The sequence below is a fragment of the Streptomyces sp. NPDC087844 genome (assembly GCF_044742785.1).
In the GTDB taxonomy this organism is placed as follows: Bacteria; Actinomycetota; Actinomycetes; order Streptomycetales; family Streptomycetaceae; genus Streptomyces.
Genome location: NZ_JBIUVD010000015.1, coordinates 127,753 through 145,359 on the forward strand (window position 1 = coordinate 127,753; position 17,607 = coordinate 145,359).

The 17,607-nt window shown below is 71.1% G+C and carries 15 protein-coding genes; 7 read left to right on the forward strand and 8 right to left on the reverse strand.

Going from position 1 to position 17,607, the window contains the following annotated elements; translation table 11 throughout:
* Nucleotides 1-31: 31 nt before the first annotated feature.
* On the reverse strand, nt 32-259 hold the full coding sequence (locus ACIOKD_RS26965; RefSeq protein ID WP_402089019.1) for a DUF397 domain-containing protein: 228 nt from the start codon (nt 257-259) through the stop codon (nt 32-34).
* Entirely contained in the window at nt 252-1,046 is a 795-nt protein-coding gene (locus ACIOKD_RS26970) for a Scr1 family TA system antitoxin-like transcriptional regulator (RefSeq protein WP_402089021.1), read from the reverse strand. The genes ACIOKD_RS26965 and ACIOKD_RS26970 overlap by 8 nt, the downstream gene beginning before the upstream one ends.
* Before the next feature lie 164 nt (nt 1,047-1,210).
* Between ACIOKD_RS26970 and ACIOKD_RS26975 the strand changes: the two genes are divergently transcribed.
* From ACIOKD_RS26975 to ACIOKD_RS27000, 6 genes are all read left to right on the forward strand, one after another.
* Nucleotides 1,211-1,546 (forward strand): hypothetical protein, encoded by a 336-nt coding sequence (locus ACIOKD_RS26975; RefSeq protein ID WP_402089024.1) that lies wholly within the window; start codon nt 1,211-1,213, stop codon nt 1,544-1,546.
* Nucleotides 1,543-1,842, forward strand: a complete 300-nt coding sequence (locus ACIOKD_RS26980) for a hypothetical protein (protein WP_402089027.1) — start codon at nt 1,543-1,545, stop codon at nt 1,840-1,842. The genes ACIOKD_RS26975 and ACIOKD_RS26980 overlap by 4 nt, the downstream gene beginning before the upstream one ends.
* Nucleotides 1,843-1,956: 114 nt before the next feature.
* A complete protein-coding gene (locus ACIOKD_RS26985; protein WP_402089028.1) occupies nt 1,957-3,069 on the forward strand; it encodes an esterase-like activity of phytase family protein in 1,113 nt (370 codons plus the stop codon).
* A gap of 113 nt (nt 3,070-3,182) precedes the next feature.
* Nucleotides 3,183-6,986, forward strand: coding sequence for an ABC transporter ATP-binding protein (locus ACIOKD_RS26990; RefSeq protein ID WP_402089031.1), 3,804 nt, complete (start codon nt 3,183-3,185; stop codon nt 6,984-6,986).
* 139 nt (nt 6,987-7,125) lie between these two features.
* Nucleotides 7,126-7,509 (forward strand): hypothetical protein, encoded by a 384-nt coding sequence (locus tag ACIOKD_RS26995; protein ID WP_402089034.1) that lies wholly within the window; start codon nt 7,126-7,128, stop codon nt 7,507-7,509.
* Between the two features lie 119 nt (nt 7,510-7,628).
* Complete coding sequence (locus tag ACIOKD_RS27000) at nt 7,629-9,080, forward strand: S28 family serine protease (protein ID WP_402089037.1); 1,452 nt, start codon at nt 7,629-7,631, stop codon at nt 9,078-9,080.
* Between the two features lie 93 nt (nt 9,081-9,173).
* Here ACIOKD_RS27000 and ACIOKD_RS27005 read toward each other — a convergent pair whose 3' ends face one another.
* From ACIOKD_RS27005 to ACIOKD_RS27020, 4 genes are all read right to left on the reverse strand, one after another.
* Nucleotides 9,174-9,896 carry a hypothetical protein gene (locus tag ACIOKD_RS27005; RefSeq protein WP_402089038.1) on the reverse strand — a complete coding sequence of 241 codons (723 nt, stop codon included), beginning with the start codon at nt 9,894-9,896 and terminating at the stop codon, nt 9,174-9,176.
* 154 nt (nt 9,897-10,050) lie between these two features.
* The gene (locus ACIOKD_RS27010) at nt 10,051-11,862 is read right to left on the reverse strand and encodes a glycoside hydrolase family 3 protein (RefSeq protein ID WP_402089040.1); all 1,812 of its coding nucleotides are present in this window, start codon (nt 11,860-11,862) and stop codon (nt 10,051-10,053) included.
* A 602-nt stretch (nt 11,863-12,464) separates the two neighbouring features.
* A complete protein-coding gene (locus ACIOKD_RS27015; protein WP_402089043.1) occupies nt 12,465-13,265 on the reverse strand; it encodes a sugar phosphate isomerase/epimerase family protein in 801 nt (266 codons plus the stop codon).
* A gap of 193 nt (nt 13,266-13,458) precedes the next feature.
* Entirely contained in the window at nt 13,459-14,403 is a 945-nt protein-coding gene (locus ACIOKD_RS27020) for a GNAT family N-acetyltransferase (protein WP_402089046.1), read from the reverse strand.
* Between the two features lie 132 nt (nt 14,404-14,535).
* Here ACIOKD_RS27020 and ACIOKD_RS27025 point away from each other — a divergent pair, with 132 nt between their 5' ends.
* Entirely contained in the window at nt 14,536-16,038 is a 1,503-nt protein-coding gene (locus ACIOKD_RS27025) for an oxidoreductase (RefSeq protein ID WP_402089049.1), read from the forward strand.
* Nucleotides 16,039-16,217: 179 nt separating this feature from the next.
* Here ACIOKD_RS27025 and ACIOKD_RS27030 read toward each other — a convergent pair whose 3' ends face one another.
* Together ACIOKD_RS27030 and ACIOKD_RS27035 are read right to left on the reverse strand one after the other, a co-directional pair.
* The gene (locus tag ACIOKD_RS27030) at nt 16,218-16,586 is read right to left on the reverse strand and encodes a YbjQ family protein (RefSeq protein WP_402089052.1); all 369 of its coding nucleotides are present in this window, start codon (nt 16,584-16,586) and stop codon (nt 16,218-16,220) included.
* Between the two features lie 98 nt (nt 16,587-16,684).
* Complete coding sequence (locus ACIOKD_RS27035; protein ID WP_402089055.1) at nt 16,685-17,536, reverse strand: SGNH/GDSL hydrolase family protein; 852 nt, start codon at nt 17,534-17,536, stop codon at nt 16,685-16,687.
* Between the last annotated feature and the right edge of the window lie 71 nt (nt 17,537-17,607).

The window sequence follows — 17,607 nt, forward strand, 5'->3', positions numbered from 1 at the left end:
GTTTTGGCGGGGGCTGTGCTGAACCTGGGCCTCACCTGTGAGCGGGGAAGCCTCCGGCTTTGACGGCCCAGACGAACGAGGCCCAGCCGGGCGAGGGGATGAGGAGGACGGGCCCGTACGGGTCTTTGGAGTCCCGCACGGGGACCCCGGCCGGGTGGCCGTCGCCGACCTCTAGGCAGCTGCCGCCCTCGCTGTTGCTGTACGACGACTTGCGCCAGCCTCGCGGGGGCGGGGTGCCGGTGGTTATCCGGTCAGTCATGGTGTTCGTAACCCTTCGCTGTCGCCCTCAGCAGGGCCAATGACTCCGTGAGCGGCATCGCGTCGCTCAACGCGAGAGCGTAGCGGTGGTCCAACTCGCGTACCACGGACGGCGAGTCGTGCAGCTTGCCCATGTGGAAGCCCTCGCTGTACGCCACCGGCGGCTGATCCTCGAACGACATGATGCTGAGCATGCCCTCCATCAGCGGATGGGACCCCAGGGCGAACGGCACGACATGCACGCGGACCCGCTCACTCTCCACCAGGTGGACGAGGTGGCGGAACTGCTCCGCCATGACATCCGGGCCGCCCACGACGCGGCGTAGAACGGCCTCGTCGAGCAGGACCCAGACCACCGGGCTCACCGGATCCGTGAGGATTTTGGCGCGCTCAAGGCGTGTGACAACGAGCCTGTCACATTCCTGTTCACCCACCGGAGGGAACGACGTGCCCAGAACCGCACGTGCGTACCTTTCCGTCTGGAGGATGCCCGGGACGAACGACAGGGCGAACTCCCTGATCATCACCGCCTGTTGTTCGAGCAGGCGGGCCGCCTCGAAGTAGTCGGCGACCGCCGCGTCCTCCGCGGGCAGGAAGCTGCTCAGTACATTCCCCGTGTTCAGGACCCTGTCGAGGCGCCGCGCGTCCTCTTTCGTAGGGACACGGCGGCCCGCCTCGATGTGCGAGATGTGCGAACGGGTCATAACCGCCGCGTCGGCCAACTCCTGTTGCGTCAGCCCCGCCGTCTCGCGCGTCTGTTTGAGCCAGTCGCCGTATGTGCTCGTCATCGCCAACTCCCTTTGTGACAAATGCCTGGTCACATCGCATCCCCTGGCGAGGCTAACCGAACACGCTGCACACTGTGACGAGTTCGCTACACATAGCGATACCCCCGCGACCGAGCGACCGGTCCGGGGGCGCGGTCACCAAGCAGCAAAAGGAAGTTGATGACATGAAGCATCGTATCGGCCGGATCGTCGAGCCGTTGCTGCGATTGCTCTTTCCCGGCTCGGGACGCCACCGCCTCCCGTCGGCCGACGCGGCCTCCAGGCGTGGCCGTCACCGTGCTCCCTCAGGCGCGCAGGGGGCGACCACCCACCGCGTCGGCTGCCGCCCTTTGCGGGGCGAGGACCACGTGATGGTCCGCCCCTACCTCGTGGAACACGAGCAGCACGTACAACGTGAAGAGGCACGGCAGCAACGGGCCCGCCGACGCGCCCTGTGGCTCGCCACGCGCGGCGTCGACATCGGGCCGCGCCTCATCCACGGCAAGGAGGTGCCCGCATGACCGAATACCGGGCAGGAACCGTTCGCTTGCTTCCGTGGGCCGGAGAAGGGGGCAAGCACTGCTACCTCGTGGGGGACGGGACGGGCCACCTCTCCCGCGTGGCGGACCGCGTCGAGAGCGTGCAGCTCGGCATGTCGGCCGGGCTCCTCGACCACGCCGCCGACCTGCTCAGCGACCGCCGCGCCACCGCGGACCAGCTCCACTTCCTGGCCGCGCGCCTGACGGAGGCGCTGACGGACGTGCACCGCATCGCGGTGAGCCGCGGCCTCGAACGACGGGCACCCGCCGAGAAATAGTGTCAAGCACCACGGGACCCCCAGCGGGCACCGCACACCGCGCACCACGTGTCCGCTGTCCGGAATTCACGGGCAGGCCCCTCCCTCTCCACCCGTTCCTCCTACCGTGACGCCATGCGTCTGAGATCCGTACTCGCCCCCCTCGCCGCCCCCCTCGCCGCCGCCCTCACCGTCGGCCTGACGGCAGTCACCTGCGTCACCGCCGCCGGGCCCGCCGCCGCCCAGAACGCCTCTTCCGGCAACGTCCCTGCCCGCAACGCCTGCTCGCCCGCCGTCTCCATCGAGCGCTTCTCCGACGCCCTCGACAAGACGACCTACGAGGGCACCTTCGTCGGTAACTTCTCCGCGCTGGCCGTGGACCGGGACGGGGCGATCGCCGCGCTGTCCGACCGGTCCGCCCTGTTCACCCTGGACCCGAAGACCCTGCGTCCGCGCTCCGTCGTCCCGCTGGCCGACGAGAGCGGCGCCGCCCTCGACTCCGAGGGGCTCGTCGTCGACCGCGACGGCACCCGGCTCGTGTCGTCCGAGACCGAGCCGTCGGTACGCCGTCACGGCCGCGACGGCGCCGTCCTCGACCGCCTCCCCGTGCCGGACGCCCTGCGCGTCGCCCCGGCCGGCCGCGCCACCGCGAACCAGACCTTCGAGGCGCTGACCCTCCTCCCCGGCGGTCGCACCCTGCTGGCCGGCATGGAGGGCTCCCTGTCCGGCGACACCCCCGGCGTCGTACGCCTCCAGACCTGGCAGCGCGACGGTCACCGCGACTTCCGGCTCGCCGCCCAGTACGGCTACCGCACCGACACCGGTCTCGGTGTCGTCGAGAGCGCCGCGACCCCGGACGGCCGCCTCCTCGTCCTGGAGCGCGGCTTCACCTCCGGGGTCGGCAACACCGTCCGCCTGTACCTCGCCGACCTCCGCCACGCCACGGACACCGCCCGCGTCAACACCCTGACCGGCCAGGACGGCGTACGCCTCGTCAGCAAGACCCTCCTCGCCGACCTCGCGGACTGCCCCTCCCTCGGCGCGACCGCCAAGCAGCCGCAGCCCAATCCGCTGCTCGACAACATCGAGGGCATGACGATCACCGGCATCACCGGCATCACCGGCATCACCGGCATCACCGGCACCACCGGCGGCAGCCGAGACGCCCTGCGGGTCCTCCTCGTCAGCGACGACAACCAGGGTGCCACCCAGACCACCCGCTTCTACTCCCTCCGCGTACGCCTCTGAGGGAGTACCGAGGGAGTACGAGGGAGCACCGATTGTTGCGGAGGGATGAAATCCGCTTCGATCCGTGTTGGTGCCTTCCGGACGATCAGGCCGGACGAGGGAAGGCACCAGGAGTGACAACGCAGCGGGGATGGGCACGGCGACTGACCGGGTACGCCTGGCGGTACCCGAAGGACGTCGTGCTCGCGCTGGGCGCCTCGCTCGCCGGCATGGCCGTCATGGCCCTCGTGCCGCTGATCACCAAGGTGATCATCGACGACGTCGTGGGGAACCACACCCGCGACATGGCCCCCTGGGCGGGCGCGCTGCTCGGCGCCGGCGTCGTCGTCTACGTCCTCGCCTACATCCGCCGCTACTACGGCGGCCGTCTCGCGCTCGACGTCCAGCACGACCTGCGCACCGACATGTACGAGACGATCGTCCGCCTCGACGGCAGGCGCCAGGACGAGCTGTCGACCGGCCAGGTGGTGGGCCGTGCGACCAGCGACCTCCAGCTCATCCAGGGCCTGCTCTTCATGCTCCCGATGACGGTCGGGAACGTCCTGCTCTTCGTGATCTCGCTGGGGATCATGGCCTGGCTGTCGCTGCCGCTCACCCTCGTCGCGCTTGCCGTGGCCCCCGCCCTCTGGTTCATCGCCCGGCGCAGCCGCTCCAAGCTGCACCCGGCCACCTGGTACGCGCAGGCGCAGGCCGCCGCGGTGGCCGGGGTCGTCGACGGCGCGGTCAGCGGCGTACGGGTGGTGAAGGGCTTCGGACAGGAGGACCAGGAGACCGGGAAGCTCCGGGAGATCGGGCGCCGCCTTTTCGCGGGGCGGATGCGTACGATCCGGCTGAACTCCAAGTACACCCCGGCCCTCCAGGCCGTCCCGGCGCTCGGGCAGGTCGCCATGCTGGCGCTCGGCGGCTGGCTGGCGGTCAAGGGCGAGGTCACCCTCGGTACGTTCGTCGCCTTCTCCTCCTACCTCGCCCAGCTCGTGGGGCCCGTGCGCATGCTCGCCATGGTCCTCACCGTCGGCCAGCAGGCGCGGGCCGGTGCCGAACGCGTCCTGGAACTGATCGACACCCGGCCGTCGATGGAGGACGGCACGAAGGACCTCCCGGCCGACGCCCCGGCGACCGTCGAGTTCGACGGCGTGTCCTTCGCCTACGACGACGAGCGCCCGGTCCTGGCCGGCCTCAGCCTTGAGATCCGCTCCGGCGAGACCCTGGCGGTCGTCGGCTCCTCCGGCTCGGGCAAGTCCACGGTCTCCCTGCTCCTGCCCCGCTTCTACGACGTGACCGGCGGCGCGGTCCTCATCGGCGGCCTCGACGTGCGCGAGCTGACCCTCGACTCGCTGCGGGCCGCCATCGGACTCGTCCCCGAGGACTCCTTCCTCTTCTCGGACACCGTCGAGTCCAACATCGCGTACGGCCGCCCCGAGGCCACCCGTGAGGAGATCGAGACCGCCGCCCGGGCCGCCCAGGCGCACGGCTTCGTCTCCGCGCTGCCCGACGGCTACGACACCAAGGTCGGCGAGCACGGCCTCACCCTCTCCGGCGGCCAGCGCCAGCGCGTGGCCCTGGCCCGCGCGATCCTCACCGACCCGCGCCTGCTGGTCCTCGACGACGCCACCTCCGCGGTCGACGCCGGGGTCGAGCACGAGATCCACGAGGCCCTGCGCGGCGTCATGGCGGGCCGCACCACCTTGCTGATAGCCCACCGCCGCTCCACCCTCAACCTCGCCGACCGCATCGCCGTCCTCGAAGACGGCCGCCTCGCCGACATCGGCACCCACGAGGAGCTGACCGGGCGCTCACCGCTCTACCGCCGCCTGCTCACCGACCCGGACGAACTGGGCGCGGCCTCACCCGGCCACCCCGAGAAGTCCCCTCCGCGGTCCTGTCCGCCCGAGGACACCTCCGTACGGGACGAACTGGACGCGGAGTTCGACGCCGAGCGCGGTGTCACCCCGCACCTGTGGACCGGTGACCGCGAACCCAAGGACACCGCGCTGGCCGGCATGCCCGCGACCCCCGGCCTCCTCGCCCAGGTCGACGCCCTCCCGCCCGCCACCGACACCCCCGCCATCGACGAGGCGCGCGCGGTCACCCCGGAGGAGTCGTACGGGCTGCGGCGCCTGCTGCGGGGCTTCGGGCTCCCGCTGCTCGTCAGCCTCGGCCTGGTCGCCGTCGACGCGGGCATGGGCCTGCTGCTGCCGGTCCTGATCCGGCACGGCATCGACGAGGGCGTCTCCGAGCTGGCGATCGGCGGCGTGTGGGCGGCCTCGGTGATCGCCCTGATCAGCGTGCTCGTCCAGTGGGTGGCGCAGATCGGCGAGACCCGGATGACCGGCCGCACCGGCGAACGCGTCCTGTACGCGCTCCGGCTGAAGATCTTCGCGCAGCTCCAGCGGCTCGGGCTCGACTACTACGAGCGGGAGCTGACCGGCCGGATCATGACCCGGATGACGACGGACGTCGACGCGCTCTCCACGTTCCTGCAGACCGGCCTGGTCACCGCCTTCGTCTCGGTCGTCACCTTCTTCGGCATCATGGCCGCGCTGCTGGTCATCGACGTACAGCTCGCGCTGGTCGTCTTCCTGACGCTGCCGCCGCTGATCATCGGCACGTTCTTCTTCCGCCGGTCCAGTGTGAAGGCGTACGAACTGGCCCGTGAGCGGGTTTCCGTGGTGAACGCGGACCTCCAGGAGTCGGTGTCGGGGCTGCGGATCCTCCAGGCGTTCCGCCGCGAGGGATCGGGCGGCCGGCGCTTCGCGGAGGGCAGCGACAGCTACCGTCAGGCGCGCATCCGCGGGCAGTGGCTGATCTCCCTCTACTTCCCCTTTGTGCAACTGCTGTCCTCGGTGGCCGCCGCCTCCGTGCTCGTCGTGGGCGCGGGGCGCGTCGACGCGGGCACCCTCACCACCGGCGCGCTGGTGGCGTACCTGCTCTACATCGACCTGTTCTTCGCCCCCGTGCAGCAGCTCTCGCAGGTCTTCGACGGCTACCAGCAGGCGACCGTCTCCCTCGGCCGGATCCAGGAACTGCTCCAGGAGCCGACCTCGACGAAGGCCGCCGCCGAGCCGCTGGAGGTGCGCTCCCTGCGGGGCGAGATCGCCTTCGAGGACGTGGACTTCGCGTACGGCAGGCTCGGTGGCACCGAGGCCGGCGCGGGGGAGCCGGACGAGGCGCTCAGCGGGGTGCGGCTGAGTATCCCCGCCGGGCAGACCGTCGCGTTCGTCGGCGAGACCGGCGCGGGCAAGTCGACCCTGGTCAAACTGGTCGCCCGGTTCTACGACCCCACCGGCGGCCGGGTCACGGTCGACGGCACGGACCTGCGCTCGCTGGACCTGACCTCGTACCGGCACCGGCTCGGTGTCGTCCCGCAGGAGGCGTACCTCTTCCAGGGCACCGTCCGGGACGCCATCGCGTACGGCCGCCCCGACGCCACCGACGCCGAGGTGGAGGCGGCGGCCCACGCGGTCGGCGCGCACGACATGATCGCCACGCTGGACGGCGGCTACCTCCACGAGGTCGCCGAGCGGGGCCGCAACCTCTCGGCCGGCCAGCGCCAGCTGATCGCACTGGCCCGCGCCGAACTGGTCGACCCGGACATCCTGCTCCTCGACGAGGCCACCGCCGCGCTCGACCTGGCCACCGAGGCCCAGGTCAACCAGGCCACCGACCGCATCGCGGGCCGCCGCACCGCCCACCCGTCGCCCGACCACCGCCCCTCATCGAGCGCTCACGCGCGCACGACCTTGATCGTCGCCCACCGCCTGACCACGGCCGCTCGCGCGGACCGGGTCGTGGTGATGGCCGGCGGCCGGGTCGTGGAGGACGGCACGCACGACGAACTGCTCGCGCGGGGCGGCCGGTACGCGCGACTCTGGCGGACGTTCGTGGGGGAGCCGGACCCGGTCGCCACCGCCGGCTGACCGCGAACACGCAGAAAAGCCGCAACCGACGGGTAGGGCAACCGTTCGCCGTACGTCATGCGTCCGTACAGCAGTACGTCGAAGCGGTGCGTCGGTCGCCGCATCGGCCGCCGGGGGCCGTGGAGGGACATCTGTGGACATGGGCGCGATACGCCGACACCTCACGCTCGGCACCGCCGTACTGACGGCGTCCGGGCTGCTGGCACTCGCGGGCCCGGTGGGCGAGGCCTCGGCGGCGTCACCGTGCGCCGGGCGGAAGGTGCGCACACTGCCCTTCTCCACCGGCCATGTGGACGTCCACAAGAAGCGCGGTTACGTGTGCGCGGTGACCTACCCCAAGAGGGTGGGCGCCCGCCGCTACATGATGGTCAGCGTGCAGGCCCGGGGGAGCGAGCGGGTGCCGAACGCGGGCCGGTTCGTACGGTACGCGGGGCCGGTCCGGGTGCACGCGGGCCACCGCTGCGTACGGATCAAGGGGGCGGTGGGCTCGGGCTCGGTCAGTACGGGCTGGATCCTCTGCTGAGCCACCCCAATGGTGTGATCTTCGTACCGACCTGTCCGTAATGCCCTCAACATCCCCTGGTGTGTCCGCTGTTGCTCCGCTAAGTTCCGGCGGACATCTGCGTATTCAGGGGAGAACGCATGCGCAAGACGCTCAGATGGCTGTTGTCTCTCGTGGTGCTCATAGGCACCGTGAGCACGGCCGGGGCGGCCACCGCCGCCCAGCCGGACGCCGCCACCGCAACCAACCTCGTCACGGACGGGTCGGCGGACATCAAGGACCGCCTCCTCGCGATACCGGGCATGAGCCTGATCGAGGAGAAGCCCTACACGGGATACCGCTTCTTCGTCCTCAACTACACCCAGCCGGTCGACCACCGGCGCCCGTCCAAGGGGACCTTCCAGCAGCGCATCACCGTGCTGCACAAGGACACCGCCCGCCCGACGGTCTTCTACACCGGCGGCTACAACGTCTCCACGACGCCGAGCCGCCGCGAGCCGACCCAGATCGTGGACGGCAACCAGGTCTCGATGGAGTACCGCTACTTCACCCCGTCGCGGCCCGCGCCGGCCGACTGGTCGAAGCTCGACATCTGGCAGGCGGCCAGCGACCAGCACCGCATCTTCAAGGCCCTCAAGCCCGTCTACGACAAGAAGTGGGTCTCCACCGGCGGTTCGAAGGGCGGCATGACCGCCACCTACTTCGAGCGCTTCTACCCGCGTGACATGGACGGCGTCGTCGCGTACGTCGCCCCCAACGACGTGGTGAACAAGGAGGACTCGGCGTACGACCGGTTCTTCGCGAAGGTCGGCACCAAGGAGTGCCGCACCCGGCTGAACGCGGTGCAGCGCGAGGCACTCGTCCGCCGTACCGCGCTGGAGAAGAAGTACAAGGAGCTGGCCGCCGCCGAGGGCTACACCTTCACCACCATCGGCGGCCTGGACCGGGCGTACGAGGCGGTCGTCCTCGACTACGTGTGGGGTTTCTGGCAGTACAGCCTGCTCGCCGACTGCGACACGATCCCGGCGGACGCGAAGAACGCCACGGACGACGAGATCTGGACGTCGATCGACACGATCTCCGGCTTCTCGTTCTACACGGACCAGGGCCTGTCGCCCTACACGCCGTACTTCTACCAGGCGGGTACGCAGCTCGGTGCGCCGACGATCGTCTTCCCGCACATCGAGAAGAAGTACGTCCGCTACGGCTACCAGCCGCCGCGGAACTTCGTGCCGCGTGACATCAAGATGAAGTTCCAGCCCGGCGTGATGCGCAGCGTCGACTCCTGGGTCAAGCACAACGCGAACCAGATGCTGTTCGTGTACGGGCAGAACGACCCGTGGGGCGCCGAGCCGTTCCGCCTCGGCAAGGGTGCCCGTGACTCGTACGTCTTCACGGCCCCGGGCCTGAACCACGGCGCCAACGTCGCGGGTCTCGTCCCCGACCAGAAGGCGCTCGCCACGGCCCGCATCCTGGAGTGGGCGGGCGTCGCCACGGCCGCGGTCCAGGCGGACCCGGAGAAGGCGAAGCCGCTGGCCAAGTACGACTCGAAGCTGGACAAGCGCACGGTCGAGCGTCAGCTCCGCCCGTAGCGTCCCACCCGGCGGCACCTGTGGTGCCGCCGGTGCCGCGCCCGTCCGTCGAGCCTCCGGGCTACAGAGCCTCCGGGCCACAGAGCCTCCGGGCTACAACGGGCGGGCGCAGCCCACCGGCTCCGGTCCGCCGAGCTGGACGTACAGCTCGGTGGACGCGGGGCACTCGGAGCGCTTCCCCACGGCCTCGGTCACCTTGTACTCGGGGGCCCTGCCCCCGCTCGGACCCCCGCTCGTGCCGCCACCTGTGCTGTCGCACGAGGTCTCGCGGACCTCGCCCTCGCCCGCGCTGTAGACGCAGTCGCCGACGATCGTGCGGGGGCCCGCGCCGCCGCCCGGGTCGCCGGGATGTGGGGGCTCCAGGTTGCGCATACAGGCGTACCCCTGCGGGACCGTGCCGTCGCCGTCCTCGTCGGCGGAGGGTCTCCGCTCGCTGATGTGCAGCACGAAGTCCGTGGTGGCGGGGCAGGGCTGTCCCCCGCCCGCCCTGCCGTCGTGCCGCGCGATCACGCGCGCCGCCGCCCGCTCGCTGGTGCACGGCACCTCGGTGACGGACTCGCGCCCGAACGAACTGCACTCGTCGATCCCGAGGAACACCGCCCCGTACCCCGACGCCCGGGTCAGGACCGGAGCGGGAGTCGTCTGCCACGCGTCACCGTCAGAGTCACTGTCACCGCCGCCGCCGTCGGCCCCGGACGGCTGTCGACAGCCCGTGAGAGCCGCCACCGCCACCAGCATCAGCAGTGCGCACATCAGCGCCGCCGCTGTACGGGCAGGCCCCGCGCGGTGTGCGCCCGCGCCCCGTGCGTCGCGCATGGCACCTCCCCCCGATCATCCCCAGCCCAGCGTGACCCGCCGGGGCGGGCCCCGCTGGGCGTACCGGGCGCTTTGCGTCACTTGGGGATGCGGGGAAGGGCGCACGTCGTAGGCCGGGTACGTCTGGCCGGGCGCGCGCCCCTGTGCGGGGGCCTCAGTACGTCAGGCCGTGCCCCACGGGATACAGCACCACCGCCGGATCGTCCGCGCGCTGCACCGGTACCGGCAGCCTGCCGCGCGGACCGACCCGCCCGGCGAGCACCCGTACCGCGGCGCGCAGCTCGACGTCGGTCCAGGAGTACGAGGCCAAGTAGGCCGGGACGTCAGGCAGTTGAGCCACGTCGTACGGGTTGCGGATGGCGAGCGCGACCACCGGGCGGCCGGTGGCGAGCAGTTGGTTCACGAGGGTGCGCTGACCGGAGGCGGCGGTGACGTTGTACGTCCCTACCAGGACCGCGTCCGCGTCCTGGGCCGCCGCGACGGCCTTCGCGATGGTCGCGGCCGAGGGCGCCGTGCCCGTGGACAGCACGGTCGCGGTGAACCCCAGTTCGGTGAGCGCGTCCGCCAGTACGGTCGTGGGCGGGCCCGTGGTGCCGGACGGCGAGGCCGGATCGGCGCCGACGACGAGCACCTTCGTGTGCGTACGCCGTGACAGCGGCAGCAGCCCGCCGGAGTTGACGAGCAGTGTGGTCGTCCGCTCGGCGACCCGGTCGGCGGCCTTGAGATGTGCCGGGACGCCGACGGTACGGTCGACCCCCCGCCCCGTGACGTACGGGTCCTTGAACAGCCCCAGCTTCGCCTTCAGCCGCAGGACGCGCAGGATCGATTCGTCGAGGCGGGCCTCCGTCAGTTCGCCGTCGCGGACGGCCTGCAGAACCGCGTTCCAGGCGATGTCGAGCTTCGGCGGGTTGAGGAGCTGGTCGACACCGGCCTTCAGGGCGAGTACGGGCACACGGTCGTCGCCGTACTTCGTGCGCACGCCCTGCATGCCGAGCGAGTCCGTCACCACGACCCCGTCGTAGCCGAGCCGTTCGCGCAGGATGCCGGTGAGGATCGGGCGGGAGAGGGTGGCCGGGTCGCCGGCCGGGTCGAGCGCCGGGACCATGATGTGCGCGGTCATGATCGAGTCGATGCCGGCGGCGATCGCGGCCCTGAACGGGGGCGCGTCCAGCTCGGCCCACTGCGCCTCGGTGTGCTCGATGACCGGGAAGCCGTAGTGGCTGTCGGTCTCGGTGTCGCCGTGCCCCGGGAAGTGCTTGGAGGTGGCCGCGACCCCGGCGCCCTGATAGCCCTTCACCTGGGCGGCGACCAGCCCCGCCACGGCTTCCGGGTCGGCGCCGAAGGAGCGTACGCCGATGACCGGATTGGCCGGGTTCACGTTCACGTCGGCGACCGGGGCGTAGTCCTGGAGGATGCCCATCGCGCGCAGTTCGGCGCCGCCGACGCGGCCGGCGGTGCGGGCGTCGGTACGTGAACCGCCCGCGCCGAGGGCCATCGCGCCGGGGAAGAGCGTCGCGGGCGTGCCCACCCGTGCCACTATTCCGTGCTCCTGGTCGGTGGAGATGAGCACGGGGACCCCGCGGGGCTGTGCGAGCGAGGCCTTCTGGATGCCGTTGCTCAGGTCCGCGATCTGGTGCGGTTCGCGGGTGTTGTGGGCCCACCCGAAGTAGATGATCCCGCCGACCCGGTACTTCGCGATCAGCTCGGCGGCCGTCCGTACGCCGATCTCCGCGAGGTTGGCGTCGATGTCGGCCTGGTCGGGCGCGGTCGCCGAGTGCCCGTACACCCGCATCACGAAGAGCTGGCCGACCTTCTCTTCGAGCGTCATGCGGGAGACGAGGGCGCGCAGCCGCTTGTCGTCGGGTTTCGCGGTCGGGGCGTCGGCCTGCGCGGAGGTGCCGCCTGCGGCGACGGCTGCCGCCGCGCCCGCGGTGGCCGCGAGCAGCGTACGTCTGGAGGGGTGCACATGCGCTCCTTCCGGAGAGGGCCCGAGGGGCCCGTGGAGGGGCGGGTATGAACGAATGCTTGAAGAAAACTGCCAAGGAAACACGGATATCCGGGAAATAACTGCCAGTCAAGGGTGTGGACGGGCGCGGCGCGGGTGAGGACTGAGTGAGGACCGGGTGAGGGGCCGTCACCGGCGCTGTTGGAGGAGGGCGCGCCGGTGACGGCGTGCTGTCGGCCGCAGGCGGCGGAGAGGGTGGTCAGCGTTCGCAGCCGGCAGCGAGGCCGACACCGCACTGCGGAGACTCGTCCGGCAGCATGCGCATTGGACGGGGGGGTGGGGGGGGATGGGTTCCGCGGATCCCGGAATTCCCGCAAGCCGGTACGAGGACGAACACGAGTGCACGCCGTGACGACAGGGGCCCGGGAGCGGCGCGCCCTAAAAGATTGCGCCGTTCCCCGCGCCCCAAAAAGATTGCGCAGTTCCCCGCGCCCCTAAAAACAACGGGACCGCCGCCGATCGCTTTCAGGGGCGCGGGGAACGGCGCAATCAGTCACGGCGGGGCCGTACCCGGCAGAGCCGGCCCGCCCACCCCTCGGCTCAAACCCGCGGCCCGCGGCCCGCTAAGCCGCGTCGTTCAGCAGGCGGGAGAGATAGTCGCGGCCCGCCTCCAACAACCCCTCCAGCGGCTCAGCCGCCTCGTACCACCGCTTCTCGTACTCCCAGCACAGCCACCCGTCCCACCCCTCGCGGGAGAGCAGATCGACGCACTCGGTGAGCGGAAGCACCCCCGCCCCGAGCGGCAGCGGAGTCGTGTCGTCCGCGGACGCGATGTCCTTGACCTGGACATAGCCGAGGAACGGCGACAGCGCCGCATAGCTGGCCGAGGGCTGCTCCCCGCCGAGCCAGGTGTGCATGACGTCCCAGAGGGCCCCCGCCTGCCGGTGCCCGACGGGCCCGAGCACGCGGATCGCGTCGGCGCCGGTGCGGTGCGAGTCGTGGGTCTCCAGCAGGATCCGTACACCGAGGTCGGCCGCGTACTCGGCCGCCGTGCCCAGCCGGCGGGCGGCCGTCGCGTCGGCCTCCTCGGGGGCCTGCTCGGAGGCGCCGCCGGGGAAGACCCGGATGAAGGGGGCGCCCAGGTCCCGCGCCAGGCCGAGGAGTTCGCGGATCTCGGCGAGCACGGGTTCGTCGTCGCCCGGCGCCGCCACCCGCGCGTACCCGGCCAGGCCCAGGATCTCGACGCCCGCCGTCTTGAACTCGGCGGCCACGCCGGCCCGTGCGGTGAGGTCGAGACCGGTGTGCACGGGCTCCTCGGGATGCGTACGCAACTCGACGCCGTGATAGCCGTGGGTGGCGGCGAGCCGCACCACGTCGCTGATCGGGAGTCCGGGTACACCGAGGGTGGAGAAGGCCAGTTTCACGAAATCGCACCTTCGCTGTCGATCGAGTCGGGCGAGTCAGGACTACGGGCGCGGGTATGTCCGCGGGTCGTTCCGGCCGGGAGTCCCGAGAGCCCCCGGGGGCCCCGGGACAGCACGGCACAGCACGGCACAGCACGAAACGGACCCTACCCGCCGCTCGCGTTCTCTCACTTCCGCGTCACTCCCGTCCGCGTCACTCCTGTGTTCCGAGCAGGTCCAGACGCCAGTCCTGGCCTACGAGATCGGCGCCGAAGGAGCGGTGCGGTTTCTCGTCGACGAGGACGAAACCGTGCCGCTGGTAGATGCGGCGGGCGGAGGCCAGGACGTCGTTCGTCCACAGGACCGTCTCCCGGTATCCGGCGCCCCGAGCGAATCCGACGCAGGCGCCCACCAGCCGGTCGCCGATGCCGAGGCCGCGCGCGCCCGGCTCGACGAGCAGCAGGCGCAGCCGGGCGGCGCCGGGTGCCTCGTCCCGTACGCACATCACGCAGCCCACCTGGCGGCCGTCCAGTTCCGCGATCCACACCCGCTCCAGGTGGGGGTCGTGGTCCTCGGCGAAGTCGGCGACGATCCGGGCGACCAGCCCTTCGTAGTCCGCGTTCCAGCCGTACTCGGCGGTGTAGAGCGCCGCGTTGCGCTGCACCATCCAGCCGAGGTCGCCCGGGTTGGGCTCGCGCAGCAGGACGTCCTCGCGGCGCGGGGGCCGGTGCCGCGCGTCGGAGAAGATCTCGCGGATGTCGCGCATCGCCTCGGCGAGCCGGGTCCGGTCCTCGTGCGGCACGGTCGAGAGCAGCGAGGCGACCGAGTCCCGCGAGCGCTCGTCCAGCAGTTCGGCGGTCCCCCGTCCATGGGTCGTGAGCGTGACCCTGCGGCGCCGGGTGTCCTTCTCGGAGGGCGCCCGCTCGACCAGTCCGTCCTTCTCGAACTTCGCCAGCAGCCTGCTCAAGTAGCCCGAGTCCAGGGAGAGTTCGGTACGAAGGTCGGCGGCGTCCGTACGAGGGGACCGGGCGAGCTCGTACAGCACGCGGGACTCCGTGAGCGTGTACGGCGCGTGGAGATGGCGGCTGTAGTCCAGTGCGCCGATGAGGTTCGTGTAGAAGCGGTTGAAGGCGCGGATCTCTTGGACGGTCTCGGTCATGACGCGTGGCACCTGCCTCGCAGCGACGATGGGCGAAGATAGCTGACTCAGTCAGAGATTATGCCTGCCGTGGGCCGTTTTCGACACGGCTTTCGCCGGTTTCCGGCACGACGGCCCGGATAGCCTTCCGAGGTGCTGCAGTACGACGATCTGACGCCTTGGGAACGTGCCGTCTGGGATGCCTTTCCCGAGGGCCGGCTCGTGGACCTGCGCAGCGGGGTCCCCGAGGAGGACGACGCCGTCGGCGGGCGGGCGTGGGGCCCGGAGCGCACGGTCAGGGCCGAGGTCCTGGCCGCCCTGCTGCTGGGGGCGAACTCCGCCCGGCCGGGAGCCGTCGCGGCCCTGAACCTCACGGGCGCGCGGATCGTCGGCCGCCTGGACCTGGCGGGCGGGGACATCGTCCACGCGGTCCACCTCGCGTCGTGCAGGCTGGAGGAGACCGTGAACCTGCGCGGCAGCGCCACCCGGACGATCCGGATGACGCACTGCCACGTGCGGGACGTCAACGCGCAGATGGCCCGGATCGAAGGCCGCTTCGACCTGCGCGGAACGACCCTGCGGGGCGGCCGGCTCGCGCTCACCAACGCCCATGTCTCCGGGGAGCTGGTGCTCGACGGGGCGACGCTGGAGGCCGACGGCAAGTGGGCCCTGTTCGCCGGCGGGCTCGTCGCGGAGGGCGCGGTCTTCTGCCGCGGGGGGTTCACCGCGAGGGGAGGGCTCCGGCTGCTGGGCGCCCAGCTGTCCGGCGGCCTGTTCCTCGACGGGGCGCGGCTGGAGAACCCGCAGGGCGAGGTACTGGTCGCCGACACCGCCACCGTCACGAACCTGGAGCTGACCGACGGCTTCAGCACCACCGGTGCCGTCCGGTTGCGCGGTGCGCACATCACCAACCGGCTGTCGCTGCGGGGCGCCGCCCTCGGTGAACCGGGCGCCGCCCTGGACCTCGCCCGGCTGCAGGTGGCCGAGCTCGATCTCACGCCCGCGGTCGCCCCGCCCGGCGGCATCGACCTGCGCAGCGCACGCGTCAAGGTCCTGCGCGACAACGAGACAGGCCGGACGGCACGCGTGCGACTGGAGGGCCTCGCCTACACCTCCCTGCACGCGGACGACGCGCCGCCCGCCGGACTCGGCGAACGCGTCGGGGCGGCCCGCAGGGTCGCGTGGATCCGCCGCTCGCCCGGCTACAGCCCGCAGCCGTACGAGCAACTCGCCGGCTGGTACCGCCTCATCGGCCACGACGACGACGCCCGCCTCGTGCTGCTGGAGAAGCAGCGGCACCGACGCGGCACCCTCCACCCCGTCGCCCGGATCTGGGGCCGCGTCTTCGACGCCACGGTCGGCTACGGCTACCGCCCCTGGCGGGCGGGCGGCTGGCTGATCCTGCTGTCGCTGATCGGGACGCTGGTCTTCAGGGCCCACACCCCCACACCGAACAAGGAGGGTGAGGGGCCGCCGTTCAGTGCCCTGGCCTACACGCTGGACCTGCTGATCCCGATCGGCGGGTTCGGCCAGCGCGGGGCCTGGCACTGGGACGATCCGGGCGTCATGGGGCTCTCGTACGCGCTGATCGCCGCGGGCTGGCTCCTGACCACGGCGGTGGTGGCGGGCGTGACCCGCTCCCTGAACAAGAACTGAGAGCAACACGTGGACGATCGCCGTCCCGCACGCTCGCGGCAGTGATGGCACCGCGAGCGGCGGTCCGCAGGTCCGCACCCGTGAACTCGTGAACTCGTGAACTCGTGCGGACCGTGCTCGGGCGGGTGCCCGATGCCCAGGGCGCGGCACATCGCCGGCGCCCGGGGCCGAACGGCGGGTCAGGCTGCCGGAGCTATGACCACAGCCGTTCCGTAGGCACAGACCTCGGTGCCGACGTCCTGAGCCGTCGTGACGTCGAAGCGCATGGCGAGTACGGCGTTCGCGCCGCGGGCACCGGCCGCCTCGACGAGGCGCTCCATCGCCTCGTTCCGGGTCTGCACCAGGGTCTTGGTCAGGCCCTTCAGCTCACCGCCGATCACCGACTTCAGTCCGGCGCCCAGCTGGGAACCCAGATTGCGGGAACGCACGGTGAGGCCGAACACCTCTCCGATCACCTGCTTCACCTCGTGCCCCGGCACGTCATTGGTGGTCACGACCAGAACGTCCGAACCCTGTGCCGGGCCTCCGGTGTAGTCGTCGATGGGCATGGAATCCGCCTTAAGTAGAGGAAGGAGTACTGCTTCTGCTTCTGTTTCTTCGGGACACGTGGCCGGTCCGCGAGACGCCGCCGAACCGCCCACGGCGACTACTTGCCGAGCCTGCCGTACACCTCAAGGGCGATCATCAGATGCCCGACGGCGTTGGGGTGGGCGGAGCCGGGCGTCTGCGGCAGCAGCGGATTGATCCACTGCTCGGACGAGGACCGGCACATGTCCTTGCCCTGGAACACGGAGGAAGTGCCGACGAAATCGACCTGCTTGAGGTGGGCCGCCGTCTCCAGCAGGAGATTCAACCGGTTCGTGGTCTGGTTGAGCCAGGTGACGTCGCCCTTGGCCAGGGGCACGGAGGAACCGCAGGTACTCCCGTCGGCGGGGAACAGATTCGGGTACCCGACCACGACGACACGCGCCTTGGGGCTGCGCTGCTTGATGTCGGTGAGCATGTCGGGCACGCGTGTGCTCAGCTTCGCGAAGTCCGCGTCGAGGTTCTTGCCGCCGCGGAGCAGTTCGTCGCGGCAGGGAGTGCCCTCCCTGGTCGTCAGTCCGGCCAGTACGCACGTGGTGAGCACGTCGGAGAAGCCGAGGTCGTTGCCGCCGAGCGTGACGGTCACCAGGTCGGTGTCCTTGGTGAGGGCGTTGACCTGCGGCGCGGACGATCCCTGCTTGTTCCACAGCGAACGCGTGGTGGCGCCGCTGCAGGTGACGTCCTTGAACACGGCCGGCTTGTACGTCTGGGCGATCCACGACGGGTAGCTGCCCGAGGAACGCTTGCACTCCGCGTCCGTCTGCGGGGACAGGCCCGTGCCCGCGGCGTAGGAGTCACCGAGGGCGACGTACTGCTTGACGGATATCTGTCCGGAGGCGGTGGCCGCCTCGGCCGGACCGGTCCCGGCGAACAACAGCGAGGCCGTGACGGCGCCGAGGGCGGCGGTCGTCACCGTCCTTCTGCGGAGTGTGGGGGATCGGCGGGGATGTGGCATGGGGTCACCTCGGGGTGGAAAGGGGGCGT

Coding starts and splice junctions, on each gene's coding strand:
- ACIOKD_RS26965 (WP_402089019.1), bottom strand. CDS start 259: ATGACTGACCGGATAACCACCGGCACCCCGCCCCCGCGAGGCTGGCGC.
- ACIOKD_RS26970 (WP_402089021.1), bottom strand. CDS start 1,046: ATGACGAGCACATACGGCGACTGGCTCAAACAGACGCGCGAGACGGCG.
- ACIOKD_RS26975 (WP_402089024.1), top strand. CDS start 1,211: ATGAAGCATCGTATCGGCCGGATCGTCGAGCCGTTGCTGCGATTGCTC.
- ACIOKD_RS26980 (WP_402089027.1), top strand. CDS start 1,543: ATGACCGAATACCGGGCAGGAACCGTTCGCTTGCTTCCGTGGGCCGGA.
- ACIOKD_RS26985 (WP_402089028.1), top strand. CDS start 1,957: ATGCGTCTGAGATCCGTACTCGCCCCCCTCGCCGCCCCCCTCGCCGCC.
- ACIOKD_RS26995 (WP_402089034.1), top strand. CDS start 7,126: ATGGGCGCGATACGCCGACACCTCACGCTCGGCACCGCCGTACTGACG.
- ACIOKD_RS27000 (WP_402089037.1), top strand. CDS start 7,629: ATGCGCAAGACGCTCAGATGGCTGTTGTCTCTCGTGGTGCTCATAGGC.
- ACIOKD_RS27005 (WP_402089038.1), bottom strand. CDS start 9,896: ATGCGCGACGCACGGGGCGCGGGCGCACACCGCGCGGGGCCTGCCCGT.
- ACIOKD_RS27020 (WP_402089046.1), bottom strand. CDS start 14,403: ATGACCGAGACCGTCCAAGAGATCCGCGCCTTCAACCGCTTCTACACG.
- ACIOKD_RS27030 (WP_402089052.1), bottom strand. CDS start 16,586: ATGCCCATCGACGACTACACCGGAGGCCCGGCACAGGGTTCGGACGTT.